Raw genomic sequence first — 19,999 nt, 5'->3', positions numbered from 1 at the left:
GCAAGCCGGGCGCTGTCGAGCGCCCGCCGCTTACCGCACCCGCTCCCAGAACCACCAGGCGGACAGCAACACCAATGCCCAGGAGCCGCCGCGCACCACGACGCTGCCGTACCAGCTGCGGCGCACCACCAGCTGCGACAGCAGCACCCAGCCGGCGACGGCCAGCAGCTGGCCGCACTCCACCCCCAGGTTGAAGCCGGCCAGTGCCCAGGGCAGCAGGCCGCTCGGGGCTGCGGCCTCGGTGAGCAGCCCGGCGAAGCCGAAACCGTGGACCAGGCCGAACAGCAGCGCCAGCACGTCGGGGCGCACGCGCGCTGCGGGGTACAGATTCAGCAAAGCCGTGACGCCAATCGACAGCGCGATGACGGGCTCGACCCAGGCGGGCGACGCCTGCGTGAACCCCAGCGTGGCCAGCACCAGCGTGATGGAGTGGCCGACCGTGAAGGCCGTGACCGTACGCAGCAATGCCCACCAGGTCGATGGGTGGTGCGCCGGCCCCACCGCAGGCCGCAGAGCAGGCTGCGCCCGGCCCAATGCCAGCCGCAGCGGAAGCACCAGGGCCAGCAGGAAAGCCAGGTGATCGTAGCCCTCCAGCAGATGGTGCATGCCCAATTGCAGGTAGGTCCACAGCGTGGCCGGCCCGCTGTGCGGCGCGGCTGCCGCCGAAGGCGCGGTCGATGCGCGCAGCACGAGGCCGCCGGGCTGCTGCGGCGACCAGGTCGTGAGCAGGTCCTGGCCGTCGATATGGCCGGTCACGATCAAGCGGTGGGTGGCGTCCTGTTCGCGCAGCAGTGCGTAGCGCAGCGCCTGCGCGCCGGGGCAGTCGGGGCTGGCTGTCCAGCGCAGGTAGACGCCGTCGCTGCGCCGCTCCAGGCCGGCAAAGGTCCATGCGAGCGGGCAGACCGCTGCGCCATCGAGAGCCGTGCTCGCGCCCAGCACATCTCGCACGGCGGGGGCGGCAGACTTGATCTCGCCCCAGGTCACCCGTCCGTCGGCGTCGGCGTCCAGTGGCACTACGAGGTCCAGGTCCTTGATGGCCACGGCCAGGCTCATCTGCAACGGGGCACCGGCTTCGCTGCGCACGTCCAGGTAGGCGTCGCTGCCTTTGTGGGCCCAGGCTGCGGGGGCCAGCGCCAGCAGCAGCCACAGCAGCGCGCGCCTCATGGCTTGCGGCCCGGGGCAGCGGGCAGGGCCGCCAGCCTGGCGTCTTGCAGCCCAGTGGCCAGCAGCCGGCGGCGGATGTCGGCGGTGGCGGCCGTGTCGCGTGCGGCGGCAGCGGCCTGCAGCGCGATCCACCAGTCCAGCGGCTCGCGCTGCAGGTCGAGGTTGCGCTGCGCCAGCGTCAGCGCCTTGGCGGGTGTGTCGTCCAGCCACAGCGCCAGCAGTGCGCGTTCGCGGTCGTGCAAGTCGAGGTCGTCGCCGCGGCGCTCGAGCGCTGCCTCGCGCGCGTGCAGGTCGTCGCGCAGCGCCTGCCATTGCACATCGCCAAGCCGGCGCAGCGCCAGCGCCTCGCGCAGCACCACGGCATCGGTGCGCGGCAGAGGAGCCAGCAGCCGGCGCGCACCAGCAGCATCGCCAGTGCGCAGCAGCAGGTCGCTGAAGGCGATGGCCGTGTACAGGTCGGGCTCGGCCGCCAGGCTCAACGTGTAGGCAGCGCGGGCATCGCCGTTGCGCCCTGCCCGCTCCTCGGCTTCAGCCAGCAGTGATGCGATCCAGCTGCGCTGGCCCGCGGCTGCACGGCTGGAAAGCGTCGCCAGCAATGCCTGCAAGCCGGTGCGGGCCTCGACGTGCTGCCCCTGCATCGACACGGTTTCCAGCCGGCAGGCCTGTGCATAAAACGCCTGCCCTGCACGGCCCACGGCTTCGCAAGCCTGCAGGGCCTGCGCGTAGTTGCCTTCGACGCGCTCCAGCGCAGCCAGGTTGAGCCAGCCCTGTGCGTGGTCCGGCGTGCGCGCCAGAGCCCCCTGGAGCACGGCGCGCGCAGGGCCGAAGGCATGGCGGCCCTGCTGCACGGTGGACTGCAGGACGGCCAGATCCACCGGCGCATCGGCCCTGTCCCACCAGGGCGCGAGCGCGGCCTGGGCGCGGCCCCAGTAGCGCGCGTCACCGGTCTGGCGCGCCACCTCGATGGCAGCGCGCGCAGCCTGCGCTGCATCGGCCGGTGCCGCAGCCTGGCCTTGCGCAGGACGGTTGCGCGTGATGCCGGGCAGCACTTCCACCACGGCATCGTCGCGCTGCGGCTCCGGCAGCAACGGCACGGCGCTGCATGCCAGCGCCCAGCACATGCTGCAGATGCCGAGCGCGACCAGTGCTGGCTTCGCCGGGCGGCGCTGCCGCGGAGGCGGCGCGCTCAAAGGTCGACGGGGTCTGCCGTGTCGTCCGTTGCCAGCTTGGCGTTGCCCAGCACGGCCGGCTCGGTCGTCTCGCTCGTGCCAGCGATGAGCTGGCGGGCGAACGCGATCACGTCGGTGATGCGCTGTTCGACACCGACCGGCACGTCAGTGCCTTCCACGAAGCCGGACGAGCCGCCGTTGTCGTCACCACCGCCCCCACCGCAGGCGCCAAGCGCCAGCAGCGTGCTGGCTGCCAACGCGGCAGCCGTCTTTCTGGAAATGTCGTGCATGGCCTGGCGCTCCTTGTGCTCAGTAAGCAGCCGAACCGGAGTTCGGCGTGTTCAGGTAAGGAAAGCGGGCCAGGAACGGCACCGTGGCCTGGTCCACGCCGTCGTGGATACTGGCCGAGCCGGCACCCAGCGGCACGCTGGACGGCTTGCAGGCGGACGTCAGGCTGGGCACGCCGGGCACGCTGTTCAAACCCAGCGCGTTGCCGTCGCCATTGATCACGCACAGCCCGCCCAGCACCGCGACCAGCGCGATGTCGACCACGTCGTCCTTGGGGCGGCGGCCGTTCGGGAAGCCGGCCAGGTCCACTGCCTGCGACAGGTTGGCCGGGCCACCGATGCGCAGCACTTCACCGGCCACACCCAAGCGGTTCTGCATCGCGAACACCACGGGCGCAACCGCAGTGTTCAAGCGAAGAACCTCCGACGGCGTCGCGGTCGCGGGCTTGTTCACGCCGGTGATGCCGGTGAGGAACACCGTGGCCAGATCGGTACGCGGCAGATTGGTCGGCGCCACGGCAGCCGGGTTGCCCGCCAGCGCGATGCCGAGCAGGGCCGGCAGGCTGGGATTGGTGACGTAGTTCAGGAACTGCGTGTCATCCTGCGGCCTGGAGGCGTTGAACTTGTCCTTGTCCGGCAAGCCGATCACGAGCTCATTGACCAGCGGGTTGCCCAGGCGCGAAACCTGCACCCAGGCGCCGCCCGCCTTCTCGCTGGCCTGGTGGCCCGACGGCGGCTTGCCGTTCAGAAGCCTGGCCTGGCGCATGCTGGCGGTGGACCAGCCGCCGATGACGGGGTCGGTGCCGGCGACCAGGCAGTCCTTGTGCACTTCGATCGCGATCGAGGTCACGTTGGCCTTCTGGATCACGTGCTTGCCGCCCATGCCGGCGGCGTCCTTGTTGGCTGGGTCCAGCAGGAACGACGCGGGTGCATTGACCAGGTCGAACACCGTGCCCAGGTTGACGGCGAAGCCTTCCTGGCGCTGGCCGACGAACACATTGCCCACGTCCTTGCCGGCCGGGCAACCCGGGATCCTGATGCTGTGGATGTGCTTTTGCGCGTAAGCCTCGTAAGCGGCTGGCTCGCCCAGCGTCTTGCCGCCGATGTAGTCCACGGGCTTTTCGAAGACCTTGTTGCCGTCGCCCTTGGTGACCGACTGCGACGCGCCCCGGCGCCGGTCGCCACGCACGACGTTGACCGTGTAGGTCTCGTTGAGGTTCAGGTTGGGATCGTTGACAGCGCTGACGACGCCAGCCTGGATCAGCGGGATCGGGGTGGAGGCGCTGCCGATGGGCAGGGCCACGCCATTGAGCTTGTTGGTGAAGCGGAACTGGAAGGTGAGGTCTTCCTTGGCGTCGCCGTTGTTGTCGATGTGGATCTCGTACAGCGCGTTCGGGTCCAGCTGGAAGTAGTTGGGGCCGCCGTACGGGGCCTGCAGCGGCTGGTAGTTGGCGATCAGCGTGACGTAGTCAGAGCGGCCACCAGTGCCGTTCGCGGCGATGCCCTCGTAGCTGCGGAACATGTAGAAGTCCGTGCCATCCACCTTGGGGCTGGTGGTGATGAACGGCGCCTCGCGGTGGCTGGACGCCAGCGCGGCCCCGGCCAGCAGCAGCAGGGAACAACCCTGCGCCAACGTCTTGAACTTGACGACCATGACTTGCTCCTCTGCGTTAAGTACTTGCATTTAGGAGTGGGTTCTCGCCCGAAAGCGACCCACTCCGGCCATGTTACGAAGAGGGCGGTGCCGTGGATCACCGAATTCGTCGTCGATCGACAACACGCGGCATGCGCCTACAAGCAAGCTGCTCCATCGCCACGCGCGCGCAGCGGCTTCAAGCCCGCGTGAGGCCCGCCAGCCGCCTGCGGGCCTTCTCCAGCAGGCCCACGGGCTGGGTGGCCGCAGCCTTGGTGGCCGGCTTGCGCTGGGGCGACGGAGAAATGTCGATGCAGGTATCGACTGCCAGCTGGGCCAGCAAGTTATCGCCTGCCTTCAAGGCATCGAACCGTGTGGCCGGCATCACGAGCGCATGCACATGCTGGTGGATGGCGCGGGACTTGATGAGCTTCTTGAGCGCCTGGTCCAGCACGGCTTTGTCCGGTGCATCTTCGCCATGCACGATGAGCAGACTCAGCATCTGCGTTGCAGGGTCTTCTCCCAGCAGGAACGCGCGCTCCACCTGGCCTTTGAACTTGCTGCGCAGCATGGCGCGCAGGGGCTCGGCGGCGGCGAAGGATTTCAGGGCGATGCGCCGCAGCTCAGCGTAGAAGACGAAAGCGGTGTTGGCGCACCAGGCGGGCGGTTGATCGTCGGCGGTGTCGGCCTGCACGAGCACGCCGCTGCTGGCCAGGTGCGCCAACGTGGCCTCGACCTCGGGCAGGGCCAGCTTGGCCTGGCGGGCGAAGTCGTCGGCGGCGAACGCGCGGGCCGGCTCGGAGAACGCGAGTTTCAAGATGGCCTGGACGGCAGGAGACAGAAGGAAGTCGGCAGCACTCATCGCGGCATTGTCCCGAACATGGCGCGGGCACAGCGCCGACGCCAGACTGTGGCCCGCGGCCTCGGTCGCGATGAACGGCTCGGGAAAACCCTTGGCAAGCTCAGCGCGCCACGCCACAATCGCGGCCTCGGCGCCACCGCAAGGTGCGCCACACCCGGCCGGCATCCCAGATGCGGGCCGGCGTGGGATCGGGAGAGTCCGCACCGCAGCAGCTGCTGCGGTCGGCGCCGAAGGAGCAACCGCCCCGGAATCTCTCAGGCACCAGGACCGGCCCCACGAACCAGACTCTGAAGAGCGCCCGGCGGCTGCGCCAACCGGGTGCACCGAAGGAGCAAGCGTGCAGCCCCGGCCGCGCGTGAATCTCTCAGGTCCAGCACAGAGGGGGTGTCTGCCGCACGGTCGTGCGGTGGTCCCAACCCCCTGGCGTGTTCTGGAGCCTTGCATGCAGCCATCCCATATCGCCGTCGTCGGCGGCGGCATCACCGGTGTCACCACCGCCTATGCCCTCGCGCGCCGCGGTTTCGACGTCACCCTGTACGAACGCCACCGCTACGCCGCGATGGAAACCTCGTTCGCCAACGGCGGCCAGCTGTCGGCCTCGAACGCCGAGGTGTGGAACCTGCCCGCCACCATGCTCAAGGGCTTGAAGTGGATGCTGCGCGCGGACGCACCGCTTCTGGTCTCGCCCAAGCCCAGCTGGCACAAGCTGTCGTGGTTCGCCGAGTTCATCGCCGCGATGCCGCACTACGAGCGCAACACCGTCGAGACGACCAGGCTGGCGATCGCCGCGCGCGAGCACCTGCTCGGCTGGGCCGCGGACGAAGGCATCGCCTTCGACCACAAGCGCGAAGGCATCTTGCACATCTACCGCGACAAGGCGGGCTTCGACCACGCGGGCCGCGTGTCGGAGCTGCTGGCCAAGGGCGGTCTGCAGCGTCGCGCCGTGACACCCAGCGAGATGAAGGCCATCGAGCCCACGCTGGCCGGCGACTACTTCGGTGGCTGGTACACCGAGAGCGACAGCACGGGCGACATCCACCGCTTCACGGTCGGCCTGGCGCAGGCTGCCGCACGGCGCGGCGTGCAGTGCCTGTACGAGCAGCAGGTCGAATCGGTGCAGAGCGACGCCGACTGCGTGCGGATCGTCTCGGTCGGCCCCGATGGCCTGCGGCGCACGCGCCCGCACGACGGTGTGGTGGTCTGCGCCGGCGTGGCCAGCCGCCGCTTCGCCGCCGCGCTGGGCGACCGCGTGAACATCTACCCGGTCAAGGGCTACTCCATCACCGTGCACCTGGACGACGCAGCCAGCCGCGCCGCCGCGCCGAATGTGAGCCTGCTCGACGACGCGACCAAGCTGGTCACCAGCCGCCTGGGGCCGGACCGTTTCCGCGTGGCCGGCACGGCCGAGTTCAACGGCGAGAACCGCGACATCCGTGCCGACCGCATCCGCCCGCTGGTGGATTGGGTACGCGAGTGCTTCCCCGGCGTGGACACGCGCCGCGTGACGCCCTGGGCCGGCCTGCGGCCCATGATGCCGAACATGCTGCCGCGCGTGGGGCGCGGGAGCGCGGCGAACGTCTTCTACAACACCGGGCACGGGCACCTGGGGTGGACGCTGTCGGCCGTGACGGCGGACATGGTGGCGGGGACGGTGGCCGGTGCGTATGCCCGCAGCCCGCGCGGCCTGCCGCAGACGCCATTGGCACCGGCCTGACAAGCGGCGGCATGCGCCAAGCCGGTGCGGCGCGATGGCATGGCGCACCAGCTTCGACAGAGCGCATGCACTTCAATTGCACGAACACACGGCTTGGCGCCGGCAAATGCAGCCAGGAGGCTGGCGCACGGCTTGCTTGGGGGATTGAAGCGTATGCGCTCGAATTGCGTTAGGTTCCAGCGGTCCGATGCTGCGCCACCCTGCCCCTTCACTCTGGAGTCAGCGATGAAAAGCCTGCGTCAAACCACGATATCTGCCAGCGCCGTCCTGTTCGCCCTTGCCCTGTCAGGCTGCGGAGGCAGCGACGACGATGCCACGCCGATCAGCATGACGCTGGAGCAGTTCCAGTCCGCCTGCGCCGCGCTCAACGGCACAGCCGTGACGGGCGGCGCCGTCAGCGAATCGACCTACACCGAGGCGTCCACCGGCGCGGTGACGGCGACGTCGGTGCCGCAGCACTGCCTGCTGCGCGGCGCCATGAACCAGCGCACCGGGATCGATGGCAAGCCCTATGCCCTGGGCTTCGAGCTCAGCCTGCCGTACCAGTGGAACAGCCGCTTCTACTACCAAGGTGGCTCGGGCGTGGATGGCACCTTGTTCCGCGCGCTCGGTGCCTACACCGGCGGCGGCAACACCCGCAACGCGTTGCTCGACGGCTACGCGGTGGTCACCACCGATTCGGGCCACCGCGCCGAGACAGGCGTGGCCAACGGCAGCTTCCTTTTCGGCGCTGACCCGCAGGCCCGCTACGAATACGGCGACCAGCAGCTGCCGCAGGTCACGGCTGCAGCCAAGTCGCTGATCCGCAGGTTCTACGGCATCCAGCCCGTGCGGTCGTACTTCGTCGGTTGCTCCAACGGAGGCCGCCAGGCCATGGTCGCCGCCCAGCGGTACCCGGACCTGTTCGACGGCATCGTCGCTGCCGCGCCTGGCTTTCGGCTCACGCAGGCGTCCATCCAGGGCTCGGTCTACCAGGCCCAGATCGCGGCGGCCATCGCCCCCGCCGGTGCCGATGGCCGGCCCGATATCACCCGGACGCTGACCGCCGACGACCAGGCCGTGGTGCGCCAACGCATCCTGGACGCCTGCGACGCGCTGGACGGCGCCAACGATGGCATGGTCAGCCGCATGAGCGCCTGCAAGCCCGACCCGCTCACCTGGGCCTGCGAAGGCGGCGCGAGCAGCAATTGCCTGTCGCCCGAGAAGGCCAGCTACGTGAAGAAACTGTTCGACGGGGCCCGCACCTCCGCCGGTGAGCAGGTCTACGCGCCCTGGCCCTTCGACCCTGGCATGGCCGCGCAGACGGCCAATCCGTTCTACACCATCTTCGCGGGCGAGGCCTCGCACATCTACACCACGCCGCCGACCATCACGGCCGACCTGCTGGGCTACGGCCTGACGGCGGCCATCGATGCGGAGTTCGCCAAGCTCACCGCGACCACCGCCACGTTCACGCGCTCGGGCAACGACTTCACCAACGCCGAGTCGCCCAACATGGACCGCTTCCGGGCCCGCGGCGGCAAGCTCATCATCTTCAACGGCGCGGCCGACCTGGCCTTCTCCATCCACGACGTGCAGGCCTACTACCGCAAGGTGCAGGCGCGCTATGGCGACGATCAGACCGCAGCCTTCACGCGTGCCTTCTTCGTGCCAGGCATGGGCCATTGCTCGGGCGGCAGCTACGGCACCGACCAGTTCAACGCGGTCGGCGCATTGGTGGACTGGGTCGAGAAGGGCGCGGCGCCCGATGTGATGGTTTCCACCGCGCGCGCCGCGGCGGGAGTGGCGTGGCCCGGCCGCACACGCCCGCTGTGTGCCTACCCGCAGGAGGCTGTCTACAAGGGCTCGGGCAGCATCGAAGACGCCGCCAACTTCAGTTGCCAGTAACCGGCTACGTGCGGCGCCCGTGTTGCGCCGCGCGTCCCACGCATGCGACGCACACCCCCTGACCTACTGCCCGACAGCAGCGCCGACTACGCGGTCACCGACCAGGTGGGCCATCTGCTGCGGCGCGCCTACCAGCGGCACGTGGCGCTGTTCCAGTCTGCGATTCCAGACTCGCAACTGACCGCGGCACAGTTCGTGACGCTGTGTGCCGTGCGCGACATGGGAGGCTGCTCGCTCAACGACGTGGTCAAGCGCACGGCCATCGACCAGGCCACGGTGCGCGGCGTGGTGGAGCGGCTGGTCGCCCGCGGCCTGCTCACCGTATCGGCCCACCAGCGCGACGGCCGCAAGCGCGAGCTGGCGCTGACGGACGCGGGCCGGCAACTGGTGGCCGCCACCGTGCCATTCGCGCAGCAGGTGACCGATCGCACCTTCGGCGACTTCAATCCGGCCGAACGCCTGGCCCTCGTCTACCTGTTGCGGCGCATGGCCGAGATGCCTTGAGGCAGCCGGGTCGCCTAGCCCTCGCAACCCTCAGCGCAGACCGATCCGCGCCCGAGCCTCTGGGCTGCTTGCGGTCCACGCCGCGGTGGGTGGGGCGGACTTCGTCGCGTCATCGACGCATCAGCGGCCCACCATGTTGTCGGCGATCACCCACTGGTCGAACTGCTCGCCCGTCACATGGCCCGAGGCGATGGCCGCGTCGCGCAGGCTCAGGCCTTCCTTGTGGCCCTTCTTGGCGATGAAGGCGGCCTTGTCGTAGCCGATGTGCGGGTTCAGCGCGGTGACCAGCATCAGCGACTGCTCGACCAGGTGGGCGATGCGCTCGCGATTCGGCTCGATGCCGACCGCGCAGTTGTCGTTGAAGCTCACCATGCCGTCGGCCAGAAGCCGCACGCTCTGCAGGAAGTTGTGCGCCACGAGCGGGCGGAACACGTTCAGCTCGAAGTTGCCGGACGCACCGCCGATGTTGATGGCCACGTCGTTGCCGAACACCTGGGCCGCGAGCATGGTCACGGCCTCACTCTGCGTGGGGTTGACCTTGCCCGGCATGATGGACGAGCCGGGCTCGTTCTCGGGGATGCTCAGTTCGCCGATGCCGCTGCGCGGGCCGCTGGCCAGCCAGCGCACGTCGTTGGCGATCTTGGTGAGGCTGGCGGCCAGGGTCTTCAGCGCGCCGTGGGCGTGCACCAGGCCGTCCTGCGAGGCCAGGGCTTCGAACTTGTTGGGCGCGGTGACGAACGGCAGGCCGGTGATGGTGGCGATCTCCTCGGCCACGCCTTCGGCATAGCCCTTGGGCGCGTTGAGGCCGGTTCCCACGGCGGTGCCGCCGAGCGCGAGTTCATAGAGGTGCGGCAGCGCGGCCTGCACGTGCTTCTTGCCATGCTCCAGTTGCGCGACCCAACCCGAGATTTCCTGGCCCAGCGTGAGCGGCGTGGCGTCCTGCAGATGGGTGCGGCCGATCTTCACGATGCCGTCGAAGTCCTTGGCCTTTTGCGCCAGCGTGGCGGTGAGCTTGTCGATCGCGGGCAGCAGCTTGTTCGTCAGCGCGTCCACGGCGGCCACGTGCGAGGCCGTGGGGAACACGTCGTTGGACGACTGGCTCTTGTTCACGTCGTCGTTGGGGTGCACGAGCCGGCCCTCGCCTCGCTCGCCGCCCAGCAGCTCGCTGGCGCGGTTGGCGATCACCTCGTTGAGGTTCATGTTGGTCTGCGTGCCCGAGCCGGTCTGCCAGACCACGAGCGGGAACTCGTCCGGATGCCTGCCGTCGATGACCTCCTGCGCGGCGGCGACGATGCCGTCCTTCTTCTTCGCGTCCAGCAGGCCCAGGGCGTGGTTCACGGTGGCCGAGGCGCGCTTGACCTGTGCCAGCGCGCGGATGATCTCCTTGGGCTGGCGCTCGCCGGAGATGTCGAAGTTCTGCAGCGAGCGCTGCGTCTGCGCGCCCCACAGCCTGTCGGCGGGCACGTCGATCGGGCCAAAGGTATCGCGTTCGGAACGGGTGGACATGGTATGAAGGCTTTCAAACAAGAACGTTTCTCATCTTAACGGACACCATCCGCTCGACATGCGCACGGATGGAGGCCAACGATAATTGCAGCCGCATTCCAACAACGATTCCCCCACGCCATGACCACGACCATCAAGCAGGCCGACTTGATCGAATCGATCGCTGCAGCGCTGCAATACATCTCCTACTACCACCCCACGGACTACATCGCCCACCTGGCCCGCGCCTACGCCCGCGAGCAGAGCCCGGCCGCCAAGGACGCCATCGCGCAGATCCTCACCAACAGCAAGATGAGCGCGACCGGCCAGCGCCCAATCTGCCAGGACACCGGCATCGTCAACGTGTTTCTCAAGGTGGGCATGGACGTGCGCTGGGAGGGCTTCACGGGCAGCCTGGACGACGCGATCAACGAAGGCGTGCGCCGCGGCTACAACCACCCCGACAACACGCTGCGCGCCTCGGTCGTCGCCGACCCGCACTTCGACCGCAAGAACACCAAGGACAACACGCCGGCCGTGGTGTTCACCGAGATCGTGCCGGGCAACACCATCGACGTGACCGTGGCGGCCAAGGGCGGCGGCAGCGAGAACAAGAGCAAGATGGCCATGCTCAACCCCGGCGACAGCATCGTCGACTGGGTGCTCAAGACCGTGCCGACCATGGGCGCCGGCTGGTGCCCGCCCGGCATGCTGGGCATCGGCATCGGCGGCACGGCCGAGAAGTCGGTGTTGATGGCCAAGGAGTCGCTGATGGACGACCTGGACATGTACGAGCTGCAGGCCAAGAAGGCCAGCGGCGCGGATCTCAGCAAGGTCGAGGCTCTGCGCATCGAGCTGTACGAGAAGGTCAACGCACTGGGCATCGGCGCGCAGGGCCTGGGTGGCCTCACCACCGTGCTCGACGTCAAGATCAAGATGTACCCCACGCACGCGGCCAGCAAGCCAGTGGCCATGATCCCCAACTGCGCGGCCACGCGCCACGCGCACTTCGTGCTCGATGGTTCAGGCCCGGTCTACCTGGACCCGCCGTCGCTGGACCTGTGGCCCCAGGTGAACTGGGCGCCCGACTACAACAAGAGCAGACGAGTCGACCTCAACACCTTGACCAAGGAAGAAGTCGCGAGCTGGAAGCCGGGCGACACGTTGCTCTTGAACGGCAAGATGCTGACCGGCCGCGACGCCGCGCACAAGCGCATCAAGGACATGCTGGCCAAGGGTGAGAAGCTGCCCGTGGACTTCACCAACCGCGTCATCTACTACGTGGGCCCCGTGGACCCGGTGCGCGACGAGGCCGTGGGCCCTGCCGGCCCGACGACGGCCACGCGCATGGACGGCTTCACCGAGATGATGCTGGCCGAAACGGGCCTGATCTCCATGATCGGCAAGTCCGAGCGCGGCCCGGTCGCCATCGAGGCGATCAAGAAGCACAAGAGCGCCTACCTAATGGCCGTGGGCGGTGCCGCCTACCTGGTCAGCAAGGCCATCAAGACCGCCAAGGTCGTGGGCTTCGCCGACCTGGGCATGGAGGCGATCTACGAGTTCGACGTGGTCGACATGCCGGTCACCGTGGCCGTGGACGCCGGCGGCACCAGCGCCCACATCACCGGCCCGGCCGAGTGGCAAAAGCGCATCGCGACCGGCGAATTCAAGAACATCGCGCTGACACCCGCCTGAACGGATGAGCGCTGCGCCGCGCTGCCCCAAGCAAGCTCGCGCCCGCCTGGCGGGACAGGCCGCAGGCCAAAAGGTACAGCCGTGAGCGCGCAGCCGATCGGCGTGTTCGACAGCGGCACCGGCGGCCTGTCGGTGCTGCGCGCGCTGCGCGATGCCTTGCCATCCGAGGACTTCCTGTACTTCGACGACAGTGGCTTCGGCCCTTATGGCGAGCGCGACGAGGCCTTCGTCGTGCAGCGTACGCGGGCCATCACGCAAGTGCTGCGCGGGCACGGCATCAAGGCCCTGGTGATCGCCTGCAACACCGCGACGGCGGCCGCCGTCGAGGCCGTGCGCGCGCTGCATGCGGACCTGCCCGTGGTGGGCGTGGAGCCCGCGCTCAAACCCGCAGCCGCCAGCAGCCGCACCGGCCGCATCGGCGTGATCGCCACCCGCGGAACACTGGCCAGTGCGCGCTTCAAGGCTTTGCAGGCGGCCGTGGGCGGCAATGCGCAGATCGTGCTGCAGCCCTGCGACGGCCTGGCCGCGGCCATCGACGCGTCGGCGCAGGGTGGCGGCGATGCGCCCGTGCAGGCGCTGTGCGCGCGCTACGTGGCGAAGATGGGCGCCTTCGGCAGCGAGCCGGGCGAGATCGACACGTTGGTGCTGGGCTGCACGCATTACGTGCTGGTGCAGCCCGTGATCCAGGCCCTGGTCGGCCCGGCCGTGCAGCTGGTGGCGACCGGCGAGGCGGTCGCGCGGCAGACCGTGCGGCGCCTGGGGCCCGATGGCCTGGCCCGAAGGACCGGCCCCGGCCGTCTGGGCCTGTTGACCAGCGGCGAGCCGCAAAGACTGGACGCCGCCGTGCGGCATTGGCTGCCGCACCTACAGGCCCTGCCGGCCCGTGGCACGATCGCCTGATCTCCCTCACGAAAGGCTGCCCGTGCAACCCGACGAACCGGACCCCCATCCCTTGAAGGACTGCATCGCCGTGGTGACCGGCGCCAGCCGCGGCGCTGGCCGCGCCATCGCGATCGCACTCGGCGCCGCAGGCGCCACGGTCTACGTGACCGGGCGCAGCACACGCGGGCAGCCCGCCCCCGGCTACGACCAGATCCTTGCGCTCTCCAGCCTCGACAAGCTGCCCGGCGACATCGACAGCACGGCCGACGCCGTCGACAAGGCCGGCGGCAAAGGCATCGCCGTGCGCTGCGACCATGCGGACGACGACCAGGTCCGTGCGCTGTTCGAGCAGGTGCAGCGCGAGCAGGGCCGCGTCGACCTGCTGGTCAACAACGCCTGGGGCGGCCACGAGAGCTTCGACGGCGTGTTCGATGCGCCGTTCTGGCAGCAGCCGCTGGCGCACTGGCAGAGCATGTTCGAGCACGGCGTGCGCAACCACGTGGTCGCCAGCCGCCACGCGGCGCCTCTGATGGTCGCGCGCCAGCAGGGCCTGATCGTCACCACCACTTTTCACGACCGCGGCGAGTACCTGCGCGGCAACCTGTTCTACGACCTGGCCAAGGCCGCGATGACGCGGCTGGCCTTCGGCATGGCGCAGGACCTGCGGCCGCACGGCGTGGCCTCGCTGGCCGTCTCGCCCGGCTGGATGCGCACCGAGTTCGTGCTGGCCGGCCACCAGACCGACGAGGATCACTGGCACGAGCGCCCTGCCCTGGCCCGCACCGAGTCGCCGCATTACCTGGGCAGCGCCGTCGCCGCACTGGCCGCCGATCCGCAGGTCATGGACCTCAGCGGCGGCGTGCACCTGGTGGCCGAGCTGGCGCAGCGCTACGGCTTCACCGATGTCGACGGCCGCCAGCCACCGGCTTTCGCGCTGGACGCGCCGGGCGCGCATTGACGTCCGCGGCGATCCCGACCAGCGCTGCGCAGCAGGCACGCCGCGCGGCGCCCTGGGTCGCAGGCTGGCTGTTGCTGATGGTCGTGATCGCGGTGGCCGGCCGGCAGGCGGCGCGCGAGCTGGCCGTGTTCCAGATCATGGAGATGCGCTCGCTGATGGGCATGCTGATGCTCTACCCGCTGGTGCACGCCGCAGGCGGCCTGCGCGCAATGCGCAGCCGCCACCTGCCGCGCCACGTGCTGCGCAATGCCGTGCACTACGTCGCGCAGTACGGCTGGTTCGTCGCGCTCACCATGATCCCGCTAGGCCAGGTGGTGGCCATCGAGTTCACGATGCCGATCTGGACGGTGCTGCTCGCCGCGCTGTTCCTGGGCGAGCGGCTGCACCGCTGGAAGGTGGCCGCCGTCGTGCTGGGCGCCGTGGGTGTGGCCATGATCGCGCGCCCCGGGGGCGGGCAGGCGCTGGGCGCGGGACAGGCCATCGCGCTGGCGGCGGCGCTGGGCTTCGCGGTGTCGGTGATCCTCGTGAAGTCGCTCACGCGCTGGGACCAGGCCGTGACCATCATGTTCTGGATGCTGGTCGTGCAATCGGTGCTGGGGCTGCTGCCGGCGCTGGCCGTGTGGCGCTGGCCGTCGCCCGCGGGCTGGGCCTGGGTGGTGCTGATCGCGTTCTGCGGCACCTTCTCGCACTACTGCATCGCGCGCGCCATGGCGCTTGCCGATGCCACGGTCGTGGTGCCCATGGACTTCCTGCGCGTGCCCCTGTCGGCGCTGGCCGGCTGGCTGGTCTATGCCGAGGCGTTCAGCTGGCCCATGGTGCTGGGCACGGCGCTGATCCTGGTCGGCAACCTGATGAACCTGCGGCGCGTGCCGGCGCCGGCGTCGCCGGGTTAGTGCTCAGTGCAGGTGGCGCGGCCGGCGGCCACCGCCACCGCCGTGGCCACCGGAGCCCGGGCCGCGCGACGGCTTGCCCAGATCCAGCGAGTTGGTCAGCGCGTCGAAGCGCTGGTTGAACAGCTTGTCGATCTGCTCGACCACGCCGGCCAGTTCGCTCGCGTCGAAGTGGCGCTCCATGGTGTGGATCACGTCCTGCACCAGCAGGTCGCGCTGCACCTGCATGATGGCGGCGGGGTTGGGGCCGACGAACAGCATCAGGAAGTCGTCGCGCGACTCCTCGTCCTCCGGGCCTTCCTCGTCCTCGTCGAAGTCGGCATCGTAGAAGGTGACCTCGATGGCCGCGCCCTGCTCGGCCAGCTCGTTCAGGCTCATGCACATCTCGTCCAGGGCCTGCTTGAAGTCGTCGTCGCCGGGCACCGTCCAGCACATGTCCAGCATGCGGTCGGCGGGCTCGAAGCGGATTCCGGGTTCTTCCTCGTAGGCGCTGGCGGCCGCGGCCGCCAGCGAACGCGCGCCGGCGTATTTCCACAAAGGCTTGAGCGCCTCCTGGATCTGCTCGTAGCTCACGTCCGCGCGCAATTGCACCTGGCCGTGCACATGGATCTCGAAGGGGGCGTTGTAACGTGACATGGAGACGATGGTAATCGGGTGTGAGGGATGTGCCAACGCGCGGCCATTCGGGCCCCTGACGGGATGGACGGGCGGCGCATGCCGTGCAGATCGGTGGTGCCTCGAACCGGGGTCGAACCGGTACGCCCCCTCACGGGAAAGCGGCGGATTTTAAGTCCGCTGTGTCTACCAATTTCACCATCGAGGCGACGCAGCGCAGGCGCGCGTGCGGCAACAAAAAGCCCCTGCGGCCAATGGCTGCAGGGGCTTGTCGATCTTGGAGGCGCGACCCGGAGTCGAACCGGGCTAGACGGATTTGCAATCCGGTGGATAACCGCTTTCCTATCGCGCCGAGCATCAAAAATGCGCTGGTACGCACTTTTTGCGAGGGTTGGCAGCCAACCGTCGAGCCTGCGATTCTATACCAGCGCACAAGCGCCTGGCCGCGGCTCACGCCGCGCGTTTGGCCGCGTGGTAGCGGCCGGTGCCGCGCGTGCGCACGCGATCGCCGGGCAGCAAGGTCCCGGGCTGGTACTCGGGCTGGCCCTCGATGCGCTGGTACAGCGGGCCGAAGTCGATGCGCGCCAACTCGAGCAGCTGATCCAGGTCATCGATCACGAAGTAGCTCTCCTGGAAATCGTCGATGCGGTAGTGCGTACGCATCACGCGCTCCAGGTCGAAGGCGATGCGGTTGGGCGAGGCGTCGTCCAGCGCAAACACGGTCTCGGTGTAGCTGGACGCGATGCCGGCGCCGTAGATGCGCAGGCCGTCGGCCTGCTGCACCAGGCCGAACTCCACCGTGTACCAGTACACGCGGGCGAGCTTGTCCAGCACGCCCAGCTTTTGCGCGCGCAAGCCGCCTTCGCCGTAGGCCTGGATGTAGTCGGCGATCGCCGGGTTCATGAGCATGGGCACATGGCCGAACACGTCGTGGAACACGTCGGGCTCTTCCAGGTAGTCCAGCTCGTGCGGCTTGCGGATGAAGTGCCCGGCAGGGAATCGCCGGTTCGCCAGGTGCTCGAAGAACACGTCGTCCGGCACCAGGCCCGGCACGGCCACGACCTGCCAGCCGTTGCGCTGCATCAGGACCTCGCTCAGCGCACGGAAGTCGGGGATCTGCTCCGGGCCGATCGGCAGGTCGCGCATGCCGGCCACGAAGGCATCGCAGGCCCGGCCCGGCAGCAGCTTGCTCTGGCGCTCGAACAGCGTCTTCCAGACCGCATGCTCCTCGGCCGTGTAGCGGTCCCAGCCCTGGTCGATGGTCCAGTCGGGCCGCTGCGGCGCGGCGGCGGCGCCGGCCGCCAGCCCATGCCGGGTGGGCGCGTCGGCGTGTTCGTTCAGTTGTCGCAGCATGTCGTCCTCCAGAAGATTGCACGGTGCGCGCCCCGGCCATGATGCCACCTGCGCGACCGGCGGGCGCGCGGGCCTGGGCTACATTGCCTGGCGCCGCCCGGTGCCTGCAGTGGACCCGAATCTGCGCGCAGGCATCCTGTGCATTGCGCGCCCCGGCCGCCGGGTGCGCAGGAATCCTGCACGGCGCGCGCCCACGCCTTGCCCGAACACCGACGGAGACCCGCCATGCTGACCCTGTACCACTGCGTGAATGCACGATCGTTCCGGCCGCTGTGGATGCTGGAGGAGCTGCAGGCGCCCTACGTGCTCAGGATGCTGCCCTTCCCCCCGCGCGCGCGCGAACGCAGCTACCTTGCGATCAACGTGCTGGGCACCGTGCCCTTTCTCGAGGGCGACGGCGTGGCCATGACCGAGTCCGCCGCCATGTGCCAGTACCTTGCCGAGACGCTGGACCCGGGCAACGCACGCGGTCTGCACGTGAAGCCCGGCGAGCCCGGCTACGCGGCCTACCTCAACTGGCTGCACCACGGCGAGGCCACGCTCACCTTCCCGCAGACCATCGCGCTGCGCTACGGCCGCTTCGAGCCGCCCGAGCGGCAGATCCCGCAGGCGGCCGAGGATTACACCAAGTGGTTCCTGGCACGCCTGCGCGCCATCGACGCCTTGCTGACGCACGATGACCACCTGTGCGCCGGCCGCTTCACCGGGGCCGATGTATCGGTCGGCTATGCGCTGATGCTGGGCGGCTTCCTGGGACTGGTGGAGCGCTTCCCGCCAGCCGTGCAGGCCTACTGGGCGCGGCTGCAGCAGCGCGACGGCTTCGTGCGCGCCCTGGCGGCGCAACAGGCCGCGGCCGTCGCGCAGGGCGTGGCGGCTAGCTCGGCCACGGACGCCTGACGGGCCGCGCGGGTGGGCGCATGCCGTCATGGACTCGCTGATCAACGCCGCCGCCCGCGCCCTGGCCGCGGGCGACCCGTTGGCAGCCCTGCAGCGTGTGGCCTTGCGCGACGACGCGCCCGCGCTGGCGCTGCGCGGCATTGCCATGGCCCAGCTCGGCGAATTGCCGCGTGCGCGCGAGTTGCTGCGCCGCGCGGCGCGCGGCTTCGGCACGCACGAAGTCGTGGCCCGCGCCCGCTGCGTCGTGGCTGAGGCCGAGGTGGCGCTGGCGCTGCGCGACCTGGGCGGCTCGCCGCGCCCGCTGGCGGCCGCGGCCACCACCCTGCAATCGCGTGGCGATCCCGCCAACGCGCTCCAGGCGCGCCTGATCGCAGCGCGCCGGCTGCTGCTGCTGGGCCGGCTCGACCAGGCCGCTGCCGCCCTGGCCGTGCTCGACGCGCGCGGATTGCCCCCCGTCCTCGCCGCCGTGGCCGCGCTGGCGCAGGCCGAGCTGGCGCTGCGGTCCCTGCGCATCGACACCGCCCTGGCCGCGCTCGATCGTGCACAGAACGCAGCCGCGCGCGCCCAGGTGCCTGCCCTGCAGGCCGAGGCCGCGCTGGCACGTGCTGCGCTGGACTGCCCTGCTGCGCTTTGCATCGGCGCCGGCGGCGCGCAGCCGCTGCGGCTGGCGGAGGTGGCGGCGGTCATGGCCTCGGGCGCGCTGGTCCTGGATGGCTGTCGCCACGGTCTGCGCGTGGGCGATGCCTGGCTGCCGCTGGCGCGCCGGCCCGTGCTGTTCGCGCTGGCCTGCACGCTCGCCGAAGCCTGGCCCCTCGATGCGGAGCGCCACGCGCTGATCGCCAAGGCCTTTCGCACGCGCGATGGCGACGACACGCACCGCGCGCGGCTGCGCGTCGAGCTGGGCCGCTTGCGCACGCTCGTCGCGGGCTTGGCGCACATCGAGGCCACGCCGCGCGGCTTCGCGCTGCGCCCCCATGCTGCGGACCGCGTCGTCGTGCTGGCGCCGCCCATCGCGGGCCAGCAGGCCTCGTTGCTCGCGCTTCTGGCCGATGGCGCCGCGTGGTCGACCTCGGCGCTGGCGCTCGCGCTGGGCGACAGCCAGCGCACCGTGCAGCGCGCGCTCGGAGAACTGGAGTCTGCCGGTCGCGTGCGCGCCATCGGCCGGGCGCGTGCACGCCGCTGGCTGGCGCCGCCCCTGGCGGGATTCACGACGATCTTGTTACTCCCCGCCGCGCTGCCGTCTGGCTAGAGTGAACCCACGGCGCCGATCCCCGGCGCACCACCAGGAGATCACCATGGACCAGGCCACCACCGCCCCACCTGCCACCTCGCGCCAGAGCGCCGAGATCGTGCGCGAATACGGCCCCTTTCCCGGCGCCAGCACCATCCACGGCGTCACGCACGACGGCCACCAGGTCTGGGCCGCCACCGGCGAGCGTCTGCTCGCCATCGACCCTGCCAGCGGCGCGGCCACGCGTGTGCTGGCGCGCGCCTGCGATGCCGGCACCGCCTTCGACGGCAAGCACCTCTACCAGATCGCGCAGTCGCGCATCGACAAGATCGACCCGGCCACGGGCCAGGTACTGGCCTCCATCCCCGCGCCCGGCCACGGTGGCGACTCGGGCATGGCCTGGGCCGAAGGCAGCCTGTGGGTCGGCCAGTACCGCGAGCGCAAGATCCACCAGATCGACCCCGCCACGGGCGCCATCCTGCGCACCATCGCGTCCGACCGCTTCGTGACCGGCGTGACCTGGGACGACGGCGAGCTGTGGCACGGCACCTGGGACGGCGACGAGAGCGAGCTGCGCCACATCGACCCGCAGACCGGCGCCGTGCGCGAGCGCCTGCAGATGCCGGACGGCACCCATGTGAGCGGGCTGGAGTCCGACGGCGCCGGCCTGTTCTATTGCGGTGGTGGCGCCAGCGGCAAGCTGCGCGCCGTGCGCCGGCCCGGGCGCGCGGCATCCTGATGCAGCGGGTGGCCGCAAACGGCATAAGCTCCGC

Annotated in this window: 18 protein-coding genes, 2 tRNA genes and 1 riboswitch; of the genes, 10 read left to right on the top strand and 10 right to left on the bottom strand. The window is 69.9% G+C overall.

Features of this window, described 5'->3' with window-relative positions:
• Nucleotides 1-30: 30 nt before the first annotated feature.
• The 5 genes from ASF43_RS16055 to ASF43_RS16035 form a co-directional block, all read right to left on the bottom strand.
• Nucleotides 31-1,164, bottom strand: a complete 1,134-nt coding sequence (locus tag ASF43_RS16055) for a HupE/UreJ family protein (protein ID WP_056183001.1) — start codon at nucleotides 1,162-1,164, stop codon at nucleotides 31-33.
• Complete coding sequence (locus tag ASF43_RS31255) at nucleotides 1,161-2,285, bottom strand: hypothetical protein (protein ID WP_162241815.1); 1,125 nt, start codon at nucleotides 2,283-2,285, stop codon at nucleotides 1,161-1,163. The genes ASF43_RS16055 and ASF43_RS31255 overlap by 4 nt, the downstream gene beginning before the upstream one ends.
• Nucleotides 2,286-2,350: 65 nt before the next feature.
• Nucleotides 2,351-2,623 (bottom strand): hypothetical protein, encoded by a 273-nt coding sequence (locus ASF43_RS16045; RefSeq protein WP_056182996.1) that lies wholly within the window; start codon nucleotides 2,621-2,623, stop codon nucleotides 2,351-2,353.
• A gap of 19 nt (nucleotides 2,624-2,642) precedes the next feature.
• Nucleotides 2,643-4,304, bottom strand: coding sequence for a DUF4331 domain-containing protein (locus ASF43_RS16040; RefSeq protein ID WP_369803274.1), 1,662 nt, complete (start codon nucleotides 4,302-4,304; stop codon nucleotides 2,643-2,645).
• A 148-nt stretch (nucleotides 4,305-4,452) separates the two neighbouring features.
• On the bottom strand, nucleotides 4,453-5,115 hold the full coding sequence (locus tag ASF43_RS16035) for a hypothetical protein (protein ID WP_056182991.1): 663 nt from the start codon (nucleotides 5,113-5,115) through the stop codon (nucleotides 4,453-4,455).
• Nucleotides 5,116-5,294: 179 nt separating this feature from the next.
• Nucleotides 5,295-5,395: riboswitch (glycine riboswitch) on the top strand.
• A 162-nt stretch (nucleotides 5,396-5,557) separates the two neighbouring features.
• On the opposite strand from ASF43_RS16035, the gene ASF43_RS16030 reads away from it, so the two are divergent.
• The 3 genes from ASF43_RS16030 to ASF43_RS16020 all read left to right on the top strand — a co-directional run bounded on the left by ASF43_RS16030 (nucleotide 5,558) and on the right by ASF43_RS16020 (nucleotide 9,220).
• Nucleotides 5,558-6,829, top strand: a complete 1,272-nt coding sequence (locus tag ASF43_RS16030) for a D-amino acid dehydrogenase (RefSeq protein WP_056182988.1) — start codon at nucleotides 5,558-5,560, stop codon at nucleotides 6,827-6,829.
• A 225-nt stretch (nucleotides 6,830-7,054) separates the two neighbouring features.
• Nucleotides 7,055-8,716, top strand: coding sequence for a tannase/feruloyl esterase family alpha/beta hydrolase (locus ASF43_RS16025; RefSeq protein WP_056182985.1), 1,662 nt, complete (start codon nucleotides 7,055-7,057; stop codon nucleotides 8,714-8,716).
• Between the two features lie 42 nt (nucleotides 8,717-8,758).
• Complete coding sequence (locus ASF43_RS16020; RefSeq protein WP_056182980.1) at nucleotides 8,759-9,220, top strand: MarR family winged helix-turn-helix transcriptional regulator; 462 nt, start codon at nucleotides 8,759-8,761, stop codon at nucleotides 9,218-9,220.
• A gap of 120 nt (nucleotides 9,221-9,340) precedes the next feature.
• Here ASF43_RS16020 and fumC read toward each other — a convergent pair whose 3' ends face one another.
• On the bottom strand, nucleotides 9,341-10,726 hold the full coding sequence (fumC, locus tag ASF43_RS16015; protein WP_056182978.1) for a class II fumarate hydratase: 1,386 nt from the start codon (nucleotides 10,724-10,726) through the stop codon (nucleotides 9,341-9,343).
• Between the two features lie 120 nt (nucleotides 10,727-10,846).
• On the opposite strand from fumC, the gene ASF43_RS16010 reads away from it, so the two are divergent.
• From ASF43_RS16010 to ASF43_RS15995, 4 genes are all read left to right on the top strand, one after another.
• Complete coding sequence (locus tag ASF43_RS16010; RefSeq protein WP_056182975.1) at nucleotides 10,847-12,400, top strand: fumarate hydratase; 1,554 nt, start codon at nucleotides 10,847-10,849, stop codon at nucleotides 12,398-12,400.
• An 81-nt stretch (nucleotides 12,401-12,481) separates the two neighbouring features.
• Nucleotides 12,482-13,300: a glutamate racemase gene (murI, locus tag ASF43_RS16005; protein WP_056182972.1), complete on the top strand. Its 819-nt coding sequence runs from the start codon at nucleotides 12,482-12,484 to the stop codon at nucleotides 13,298-13,300.
• A 16-nt stretch (nucleotides 13,301-13,316) separates the two neighbouring features.
• Nucleotides 13,317-14,240: an SDR family NAD(P)-dependent oxidoreductase gene (locus ASF43_RS16000; protein WP_056183480.1), complete on the top strand. Its 924-nt coding sequence runs from the start codon at nucleotides 13,317-13,319 to the stop codon at nucleotides 14,238-14,240.
• Nucleotides 14,237-15,133: a DMT family transporter gene (locus tag ASF43_RS15995; RefSeq protein ID WP_235578258.1), complete on the top strand. Its 897-nt coding sequence runs from the start codon at nucleotides 14,237-14,239 to the stop codon at nucleotides 15,131-15,133. The genes ASF43_RS16000 and ASF43_RS15995 overlap by 4 nt, the downstream gene beginning before the upstream one ends.
• Before the next feature lie 3 nt (nucleotides 15,134-15,136).
• On the opposite strand, the gene ASF43_RS15990 is transcribed toward ASF43_RS15995, so the two are convergent.
• The 4 genes from ASF43_RS15990 to phhA form a co-directional block, all read right to left on the bottom strand.
• A complete protein-coding gene (locus tag ASF43_RS15990; protein WP_056182970.1) occupies nucleotides 15,137-15,766 on the bottom strand; it encodes a DUF6806 family protein in 630 nt (209 codons plus the stop codon).
• A 94-nt stretch (nucleotides 15,767-15,860) separates the two neighbouring features.
• Nucleotides 15,861-15,953 (bottom strand) — tRNA-Leu (locus ASF43_RS15985).
• Between the two features lie 70 nt (nucleotides 15,954-16,023).
• Nucleotides 16,024-16,097: transfer RNA gene (locus ASF43_RS15980), tRNA-Cys, on the bottom strand.
• Between the two features lie 98 nt (nucleotides 16,098-16,195).
• On the bottom strand, nucleotides 16,196-17,098 hold the full coding sequence (phhA, locus tag ASF43_RS15975; protein WP_056182968.1) for a phenylalanine 4-monooxygenase: 903 nt from the start codon (nucleotides 17,096-17,098) through the stop codon (nucleotides 16,196-16,198).
• Between the two features lie 225 nt (nucleotides 17,099-17,323).
• On the opposite strand from phhA, the gene ASF43_RS15970 reads away from it, so the two are divergent.
• From ASF43_RS15970 to ASF43_RS15960, 3 genes are read left to right on the top strand one after another with little or no spacing between them, the layout of a single operon-like run.
• Entirely contained in the window at nucleotides 17,324-17,995 is a 672-nt protein-coding gene (locus tag ASF43_RS15970; protein WP_056182965.1) for a glutathione S-transferase family protein, read from the top strand.
• Nucleotides 17,996-18,023: 28 nt separating this feature from the next.
• The gene (locus tag ASF43_RS15965) at nucleotides 18,024-19,244 is read left to right on the top strand and encodes a hypothetical protein (protein WP_056182962.1); all 1,221 of its coding nucleotides are present in this window, start codon (nucleotides 18,024-18,026) and stop codon (nucleotides 19,242-19,244) included.
• Between the two features lie 46 nt (nucleotides 19,245-19,290).
• On the top strand, nucleotides 19,291-19,965 hold the full coding sequence (locus tag ASF43_RS15960; RefSeq protein ID WP_056182958.1) for a PQQ-binding-like beta-propeller repeat protein: 675 nt from the start codon (nucleotides 19,291-19,293) through the stop codon (nucleotides 19,963-19,965).
• The last annotated feature ends 34 nt before the right edge of the window (nucleotides 19,966-19,999 follow it).

The organism is Pseudorhodoferax sp. Leaf267, from assembly GCF_001422405.1.
In the GTDB taxonomy this organism is placed as follows: Bacteria; Pseudomonadota; Gammaproteobacteria; order Burkholderiales; family Burkholderiaceae_C; genus Pseudorhodoferax.
The sequence above is the reverse complement of the archived record's forward strand: the minus strand, read 5'-3'. Positions and strand labels throughout refer to the sequence as shown.